Here is a 7,973-nt window from a genome sequence, read left to right on the forward strand (position 1 = left end):
TACCGCGTGCGGGAGTGGAGCGCGGATCAGATCTGGTATGTCGTCGGTGCCCCGCAGCAGCTTCATTTCAGGCAGCTCTTCGCTGCCGCGAAACGTCGCGGCGTGACCACCGAGATGACACACATCGCCTTCGGCAGCATCCTCGGACCTGATGGCAAGATGTTCAAAACCCGCAGCGGCGAAACCGTCGGCCTGCTGGAGGTCATCGAGGAAGCCATCGAGCGCGCCCGCGCCGCTGCCGATGAAAAGGAGCAAGGCCTCAGCGATGTCGAAAAGGACGAGATCGCCCGCATCATCGGCACTGGCTCCGTGAAGTATGCGGAACTCAGCCAGAACAGGCTCACGGATTACAAATTCAGTTGGGACAAGATGCTGAGCCTGCAAGGCAACACCGCGCCTTACTTGCTGAACGCCTACGTCCGCACCCGCAGCATCTTCAGAAAGCTCGAAGGAGCTGTCACGCTCACCGCCGATCTCGCCATCACCGAGCCCGCCGAGCGCGCCCTCGCCATGAAGCTCGCCCAGTTCGCCGAGACCACGCATGACGTGCTCGCCGACCATCGCCCGAACACCCTCGCGACCTACCTCTTCGAACTCGCCAACACCTACCACAGCTTTTACGAAGCCTGCAACGTGCTGCGCAGTGAGGGCGCCGTCCGCAACACCCGCCTCACCCTTTGCGAAGCCACCAGCCGCGTCCTCAAGACAGGGCTTGGGTTGCTCGGCATCGAGACGACGGAGCGGATGTGATCTCTTGACGCACTCGGGCGCGTCCCACACCTTGCTCGTGCTATGACAGCAGTAGCCAATCAACTCATCCCTCTCCTGGAGCCACTCGGAGTCGCTGACCGGGCAGATCTCGCCTCGTGGCTGATCCGCTCGCTGGATGAAGAATCATCGGAGCCTGCTGAGGATGGCTATGCTGAAGCTTGGGACGCCGAGCTAGAGCGTCGAATGCGGGAAGTTCGTGACGGCAAAGTCGTCGGCATTCCTGCCGAAGAAGTCTTTGCCAGTCTTCGGCAGAAATACCTCTGAGTGATGAAGCAGGTCGTGTTTCATCCCGAAGCTTTTCAGGAGCTTGATGAAGCCGTCGCCTATTATGCCGAGCGCTCTCTTTGGGCCGCGACTGCTTTTGAAGAGGCTGTCGAGAAAGCGTGCGGTCCATTGCAACAGCCCCCACACGTCATGCCTTTCTCCGCCAGACAGGGATGCGCGCCTTTCGGCTGAAGCGATTTCCATACTTGATCATTTACGAAGAACTTCTCGATCAGCTTTGGATAGCCGCCGTGGCACATGAACGCCGTCACCCCGACTACTGGCGTCGCCGTCGTCCACAATGAAGCACCTCAAAACCTCACCCGCAGATACGTCCCGATCACGGATTCGTGAATCCAGGTCTCTTTGGGCATGATGGAGTCGATCATGTAGAAGACATCGAGATCGGCGCGCTTGCCTGCTTTGAAAGTCAGCCCGAGTGGCACGACGCGGTTCTCGGTGCATTGGCCTCGATCCACGTTCACCAGCCATTCGTTACTGACAAAGAGGCGGGTCCAGGGGCCGATGGCGTGGGGCAGTGTCCAGCCGAGCTGAATGCGATGACGGAAACGGCCCGCCTTTAGTGACTCCTCCTCATTCCAGGGCCACTCCATGCGATTTCGCCAGTCGATCCGCAGATGGGAGGTGAGTTCGAGATGCGGGTTCAGCTCCAGCTCGGGGCGGAGCTGCCAGTGGCGTTCGTTCGAGACTGTATTCTCCAGATTCAGCACGGAGAGACCGATCCCAGAATCCAGCCAGGGCAGCAGCTCCTGCTTGTAGCGTGGGCTGACGAGCTGGGTGTACGGGCCGTCTGCCGAGTCCTCGCGATTCGCCAGAAACACGCCCGCACTACGTCCCGGCTGCTGCCAGAACTCCAGCCACGACCACGCCCACCATTCGTCGGCATGTGCCGGTGAATGGAGGAGCCAGATCAGTCCAAGGAGTCCCAAGCGTGTTCGCATGTCCCTATCCTAAGCAGTTCCAAGGCCAGATGTCCTCTGAGGAATCGCTGGCATGATCCGCATTCGTCATTCAAAGATTCGTCCCTTCCCATGCCCGTCCCCCTCCTCGACGTCAACGCTCAAAACCACCCGCTCGAATCCGAACTCCAGGCCGCCTTTACCCAGGTGCTGAAGCATGGACGCTTCATCATGGGGCCGGAGATGGAGACCTTTGAAAAGGAGATCGCGGCGATGACTGGTGCGAAGCACGCGCTGTCTGTCTCCTCAGGCACAGATGCTCTGCTGCTGGCGCTCATGGCGCTGAACATCAAGCCCGGCGACGAAGTGCTCTGCCCGGCCTTCACCTTCTTTGCCACGGCGGGGGCGGTGTCCCGTCTTGGCGCAGTGCCGGTGTTTACGGACATCTGCCCGATCTGCTTTAACCTGGATGTGAATGACGCTCGCGCGAAGATCACCTCGAAGACGAAGGCCATCATCCCCGTGCATCTCTTCGGTCAATGTGCCGACATGGACCCCATCCTGGCTTTGGCCAAAGAACACGGGCTTCGTGTGGTCGAGGATGCAGCGCAGTCCATCGGTTCGCAGTATAAAGGCCGCCAGTCCGGCACGATGGGCGACTTCGGCACCTACAGCTTCTTCCCCAGCAAGAACCTCGGCGGTTTCGGCGATGGTGGCATGTTGGTGACGAATGATGATGAGCTGGCCGAGTTCGCCAAAGTGCTGCGCAATCACGGTGCGAAGCCGAAGTACTACCATCACTACGTCGGTGCGAATTTCCGCATGGACACGCTGCAATGCGCCATGCTCAGCGTGAAGGTGAAGCGCTACGCTCAATTTACCGCCGAGCGTCAGCGCAATGCCGCGCACTACACCGCCGAGCTGCTGAAGCTGCCCGGCGTGGTCCAGGCTGATCCGGCCCACTGCAAATGTGTCAACGCCCAGGACACCTGGCTGGCGGCGCAGAATGCCAAGATCGTGCTGCCCGTGGCCTATGCGCACAACGATCACATCTGGAATCAATACACCCTCCGTGTGCTCGGTGGGAAGCGCGATGCCCTGCGCGATCATCTCACGGCGAAGAAGATCGGCTGCGAGGTCTATTACCCCGTCACGCTGGATCAGCAGCAGTGCTTCGCCGATCTGCCGGAGTCTTCGCGCACGGGCTGCGAGATCTCCCATCGCCTCGCCAGCGAGGTCATGAGCATCCCGATCTACGGTGAACTCACCGAGGAGCAGCGACTCGAAGTCATCGCCGGTATCGCCGAGTGGTAGAACAAGTTTGGGCGGCACGTGCGATTCTCCCCGATGTCTTTCCTCCGCTGCCTGATCCTGTCATTGCTCGCCTGTGCCATTTCGCAGGCGCATCAGGTGCCGAACATGACGATCGAGGCGACGTTTGAGGCTTCGGGGAGCTTTGAACTGAAGGTGAATCTGGACCCGAGGGTGTTTCTTTCGTCGATCCCGACTTCGCTGCCTCCGGTGGCGTCGGACTGGTACCTGGGGCAGTCGCCGGAGCAGGTGAAGGCGACGTTCGGGCAGGCGACAGAGCATTTGCAGAAGCATGTGGAGGTACGCTTCGGCGGGAAGACGCAGCCGCTGGCGGGGATGACCTTTGTGGCGATGGATGGGGCGACGAATCAGCCGGTCACGGCAGAGACAGCGGAGACGCATTTGCTGGGAACGTTGCGCGGCACGGTGCCTGCCGGGGCAGGGGAGTTCGTGCTGGGCTTTGCCCGCGAGGCGCAGGTCAGTCTGATCCTGCTGCTGAAGACGCCGGAGATGGCTGAGCCGAAGGTGCAGGTGCTTTTTCCCGGAGAGAGCAGCCGAGCCCTTCCGGTGCCGACAATGTCAGCCGCAGTGATTCCTCCAAGTGCCCCTCAATGGCGGGGCATCGGGTGGTTGGGATGGCTGGCGGGAAGTGCGGTGGTTGCCGTTGCCCTCGGGTGGCTGGCGACGAGACGGAAGCGGTGAGGCCAGAGGACGTGCGCGGTGGTGAGCAGGGTGAAGTAAAAGTGCGGGTCCATGACACGCCCCTGGGCAATGGGTGAGTAGGCGAGCATGGCCAGCACGGCATAGGCGGCCTTTCCTCCGCACATGAGGCTGCGGAGGGCGGGACCGTAGAGGGTGAGCAGATAGACGATCAATCCGACGACACCCATCTCCAGCCACATGGCGACGTATTCATTGTGCGGCGCCCAGCGGGTGGAGGCGGCACCGACACCATGCCCGGCGATGGGCTTTTGCAGCAAGGCCTCCCAGGCATCGGAGAGGTCTTTGACTCGCTCAGGGGACTTCAGCTTGTCGAAGTCGAGGGTGTAGATGGCTTCGAGGCGGTCGGCGGTGTTTTTATCCTTCTGGATGCCTTTCGTCGTGCGCTGCTCCATGATGGCAAAACCGACGCCGAGGAGTGGCAGCATGGCTGCGCCACAAAGGAAAAGGAAGCCGAGCTGGCGACGGGCATTCAGGAAGATGTACGTGCCGCAGAGAACGGCATAGATGGCCATCCCGCTGCGTCCATAGGTGAGGGCCACTCCCGGCATGGCCGCCACGATGAGGGCGAAGTTCCAGCGGAAACTTTTGACGAGGGCGAAGCACAGGCCGAGGCACTGGCAGAGGACGATGGGCGGGGAATTCGGGTGGCCGTTGAAGCCGCTGAATCGTCCGGGAATGCTGGAGAACTTCGCCACGCCGAGAAACTCAGCAATGGAGGAGCCGCTGGTGAGCAGAATGGCGAGGATGGCGGCCCAGCGCATGGCTTTCAGCCCCTGAGGACAGGAAAGCAGGGCCAGAAAGGCCACCACCACCATGAGGACGCGCAGATTGTCCATGATGATCGTCTGCGTGAAGGAGCAGGCGAAACGGTTCAGCAGCAGGGGATCAAGGAAGCGGATCAGCGGCAGCGTGGCCAAAAGCAGGGCTGGCAGGCAGAAACGCGGCCTGCTCAGAGCGCAGACGCCGAGGCACATGAGGAAAACCAGTGGGGTGAAGAGGCTGGGTTTCAGTGGCGAAATGCCCGCATTGTAGGTGCCGATCACCACGTCGGCGACCAGCAGACCCGCGCAGGTCCCACAGGCCCAGATGGTGAGCCAGTCGAGATGCTTTTGGAAACGAGGGGACATGAGGTCAGATCGATAATTGGGGTAAGAATAAGCGGATAAATTATTGATTCTATAAATTTTATAATTAACTTCTCTGAATGTCAGGTTCTCCATCCCTTGCGCTGATCATTCCAGCCTACAACGAAGCTCTCACCATTGTCGAGGTGATCCGTTGCTTCCATGCGGCTCTGCCGCAGGCGGAAATCGTGGTCGTGGACAACCGCTCCTCGGACAACACGGGCGATCTCGCCCGCCAGACGCTGGCCGAGTGTGGTGCCCATGGGCGGGTGCTCTTTGAGCGCCGCCCAGGGAAGGGGAATGCGGTGCGCCGCGCCTTTCACGATGTCATCGCGGATGTGTACATCATGATCGATGCTGACATGACCTACCACCCCGAGGACCTGCCCGCGATGCTCGCCCCGGTGCTCTCCGGCGAGGCGGATCTGGTGGTGGGAGATCGACTTTCGACGGGCGACTACCGGAAGGAAAACAAGCGACCCTTTCACAACCTGGGCAACGGACTAGTGAAAGGACTGATCAACTGGCTCTTCAAAGTCGATCTGCGGGATGTGATGTCCGGCTACCGGGTGATGACGCGGCGGTTTGTGGAGCACACGCCCATTCTGCGCGCGGGCTTCGAGCTGGAGACAGAGAGCACGATCTTCGCCCTCGATAATCGCTTCCGCATCGTGGAGGTCCCCATCAAATACACGGACCGGCCCGAGGGATCGTTTTCGAAGTTGAACACCTTCCACGATGGCGCGCGGGTGATCGCCACCATCTTCCGCATTTTGCGGGACTACCGCCCCAGCGTCTTCTTCGGCACCATCTCAGTGCTGCTGATCGTGGCGGCGCTGCTGGCAGGTGCTTTTCCCATCTACGACTACATCAAGTTCCGCTACGTTTACCGCGTGCCCATGGCCATCCTAGCCACGGGGCTCATGCTGCTGGGCATGATGTTTGCCAGCATCTCGCTCATCCTCACCAGCATCAACAACTACTTCCGCGCCCTCTTTGAGATGCAAATGATGCGGCGTGGCGAAGGCAGCATCAGTTCTGCCAATCCACCCCCTGACGCAAGCCAGTCATGATCGCGCGAGTGAATCGTTTTTTAGAAAACCAGGGCCAGTTGCCTTGCCTGACACGCTGGGCCATAGCGCTCTTTGCCGGGCATCTGATCTTCTTCATCACGCTGCTGCTGGGCAAAGCAGACGAGTGGGTCATCATCCAGGACTCTCTGGAGTATCTGAAGCTCGCCGCCTACCCGCTGACGGATGGCATCTATTCGCTGGATGGCTTGCAATCCTCCGGGAAGCGGGAGCCGGGTTACTCGGGCTTCATCATGGCGTTTTTGGCCTCGGGCATTGTGAAACCGCATGTCTTCACAGCGGCGAATCTCTGGCCCGTGGTGGTCGTGCAGATCGTTCTCTACGGTTGGATTTGTGGACTGATCGTTCGGCATCTGGCAACGATCTTCGGGGGTGCGAGCGCCTGGATCGGACTGCTGATCATGCAGGCGAGTCCCATCGCCGTTTATCAGTATTCCATGGGCAATGAATGCCTCTCCACCGTGCTGCTTGGCATGGTCGCGCTGGAAGTGAGCACGCATTGGCGCAAGGGGCCGACTTGGGGCGTACTCCTGCGCACGGCGCTCTGGCTCGGACTGCTCGGCATCACGAAATCGGTGAACGTCCTCTTTATCCCGGCGCTCAGCCTTTTGCTCTGGCTGCGGCTGCCAGTGAAGCTGCCCAAAATGGCGGTCTTTTTCCTCATCGCTCTGCTTCCAGCACTCGGCTGGACCGCACGAAACAAGGCCGTCTTCGGCCTGCCGATCATGGGCTCCATCGATGGCTTCAGCTCGCTCTACCGCGCGAACATCCTGCCCTACTATCAGATCTCCTCGCCGGATCATCCCGCCATGCCCGACGAGGCCAAGGTCGCCATCGCCGCCTGCAAAAACGATGCTGAGAAATACCTCTGGTACAAAAAGGCAGCCCTCGACTGGCTGAAGGCCAATCCATTCCAATATGTGAAGCAGTGCCTCCACCGCACCGCCGCCATGTTCATCGATCTCTACCGCGAGGACGACATCCCCTGGTGGCGCTATCCCTTCGCTTTGCTGGTGGGCAACGACCAGCTTTTCCTCACCCTCGTGTTCCTACTTTGCCTCGTCCCGCTATGGCGAAAGCAAGACATCTGGGTGGAGCTGTCCGTGCTCTTCTTCCTCTTCAGCACGGGCATCTATGGAGCGGTGTACGGCCAGGAACGTTACCTGCACCCCGCCTTCTTTTTACTCGCTCCCGTCCACGCCTGGTGCCTCCTGGAGGTGCTGCTCCCCTGGTGGAAAAAGCGCTTCACCTCGGCTGCGCCAGCCACGCCTGGAACCTGAGCACGGACCACCGCAAACGGACTCCCCCTCTCCGCGTCTTCCGTCACTATCCCCGGTAAGTTCGGCAGACATGTTGGGGTGTGTTGGTTGAGCGTTGGGGGGCTGCGGGAACCTGACTTGGTTCAGGAACTTCAAAGGACTCGATAGCCAGTTCCTCTATTACTGGCTAGCCGCTCCGCAGGGAAAGGCTGAGCTTCTGAAATGCACGATTGGATCGTCGCAGTCGGCCTTCACGATTGTGCTTCTGAAAGGAATGGAGATTGAACTCCCCCCGCTCCCCGTCCAACGCCGCATCGCGGGCATCCTGTCGGCCTACGACGAGCTGATCGAGAACAGCCAGCGGCGCATCCGGCTGCTGGAGGACATGGCCCGCGCCCTCTACCGCGAGTGGTTCGTCCACTTCCGCTTCCCCGGCCACGAATCCGTCCCCCGCCTCCCCTCCGCCCTCGGCGACATCCCGCAGGGCTGGGAGGTTGGCAAACTCCAAGA

Annotated in this window: 10 protein-coding genes; 8 read left to right on the top strand and 2 right to left on the bottom strand. The window is 60.4% G+C overall.

Annotation, left to right across the window (positions count from 1 at the left end):
* The 3 genes from argS to AC6FTP_RS24140 all read left to right on the top strand — a co-directional run.
* Positions 1 to 750, top strand: a 750-nt coding sequence (gene argS / locus AC6FTP_RS24130) for an arginine--tRNA ligase domain-containing protein (RefSeq protein ID WP_497209464.1), incomplete at its 5' end; no start/stop codon positions are given.
* A gap of 42 nt (positions 751 to 792) precedes the next feature.
* Positions 793 to 1,035, top strand: coding sequence for an addiction module protein (locus tag AC6FTP_RS24135; RefSeq protein ID WP_497209465.1), 243 nt, complete (start codon positions 793 to 795; stop codon positions 1,033 to 1,035).
* 3 nt (positions 1,036 to 1,038) lie between these two features.
* Positions 1,039 to 1,227, top strand: a complete 189-nt coding sequence (locus AC6FTP_RS24140; RefSeq protein WP_497209466.1) for a type II toxin-antitoxin system RelE/ParE family toxin — start codon at positions 1,039 to 1,041, stop codon at positions 1,225 to 1,227.
* A 119-nt stretch (positions 1,228 to 1,346) separates the two neighbouring features.
* Here AC6FTP_RS24140 and AC6FTP_RS24145 read toward each other — a convergent pair whose 3' ends face one another.
* Complete coding sequence (locus tag AC6FTP_RS24145; RefSeq protein ID WP_497209467.1) at positions 1,347 to 1,997, bottom strand: DUF2490 domain-containing protein; 651 nt, start codon at positions 1,995 to 1,997, stop codon at positions 1,347 to 1,349.
* Between the two features lie 90 nt (positions 1,998 to 2,087).
* Between AC6FTP_RS24145 and AC6FTP_RS24150 the strand changes: the two genes are divergently transcribed.
* Both AC6FTP_RS24150 and AC6FTP_RS24155 read left to right on the top strand, forming a co-directional pair.
* Entirely contained in the window at positions 2,088 to 3,269 is a 1,182-nt protein-coding gene (locus AC6FTP_RS24150; RefSeq protein WP_497209468.1) for a DegT/DnrJ/EryC1/StrS family aminotransferase, read from the top strand.
* A gap of 33 nt (positions 3,270 to 3,302) precedes the next feature.
* The gene (locus AC6FTP_RS24155) at positions 3,303 to 3,968 is read left to right on the top strand and encodes a hypothetical protein (protein ID WP_497209469.1); all 666 of its coding nucleotides are present in this window, start codon (positions 3,303 to 3,305) and stop codon (positions 3,966 to 3,968) included.
* Here AC6FTP_RS24155 and AC6FTP_RS24160 read toward each other — a convergent pair.
* Positions 3,875 to 5,116 (bottom strand): O-antigen ligase family protein, encoded by a 1,242-nt coding sequence (locus tag AC6FTP_RS24160; protein WP_497209470.1) that lies wholly within the window; start codon positions 5,114 to 5,116, stop codon positions 3,875 to 3,877. The genes AC6FTP_RS24155 and AC6FTP_RS24160 overlap by 94 nt on opposite strands.
* 77 nt (positions 5,117 to 5,193) lie before the next feature.
* Between AC6FTP_RS24160 and AC6FTP_RS24165 the strand changes: the two genes are divergently transcribed.
* The 3 genes from AC6FTP_RS24165 to AC6FTP_RS24175 all read left to right on the top strand — a co-directional run.
* Complete coding sequence (locus tag AC6FTP_RS24165; protein ID WP_497209471.1) at positions 5,194 to 6,186, top strand: glycosyltransferase family 2 protein; 993 nt, start codon at positions 5,194 to 5,196, stop codon at positions 6,184 to 6,186.
* 8 nt (positions 6,187 to 6,194) lie between these two features.
* Positions 6,195 to 7,484: a hypothetical protein gene (locus AC6FTP_RS24170; RefSeq protein WP_497209472.1), complete on the top strand. Its 1,290-nt coding sequence runs from the start codon at positions 6,195 to 6,197 to the stop codon at positions 7,482 to 7,484.
* Between the two features lie 94 nt (positions 7,485 to 7,578).
* Positions 7,579 to 7,973: restriction endonuclease subunit S (locus AC6FTP_RS24175; RefSeq protein ID WP_497209473.1), on the top strand; the 395-nt coding region annotated here is incomplete at its 3' end.

This window comes from Prosthecobacter sp. (assembly GCF_044378005.1).
Taxonomy (GTDB): Bacteria; Verrucomicrobiota; Verrucomicrobiia; order Verrucomicrobiales; family Verrucomicrobiaceae; genus Prosthecobacter.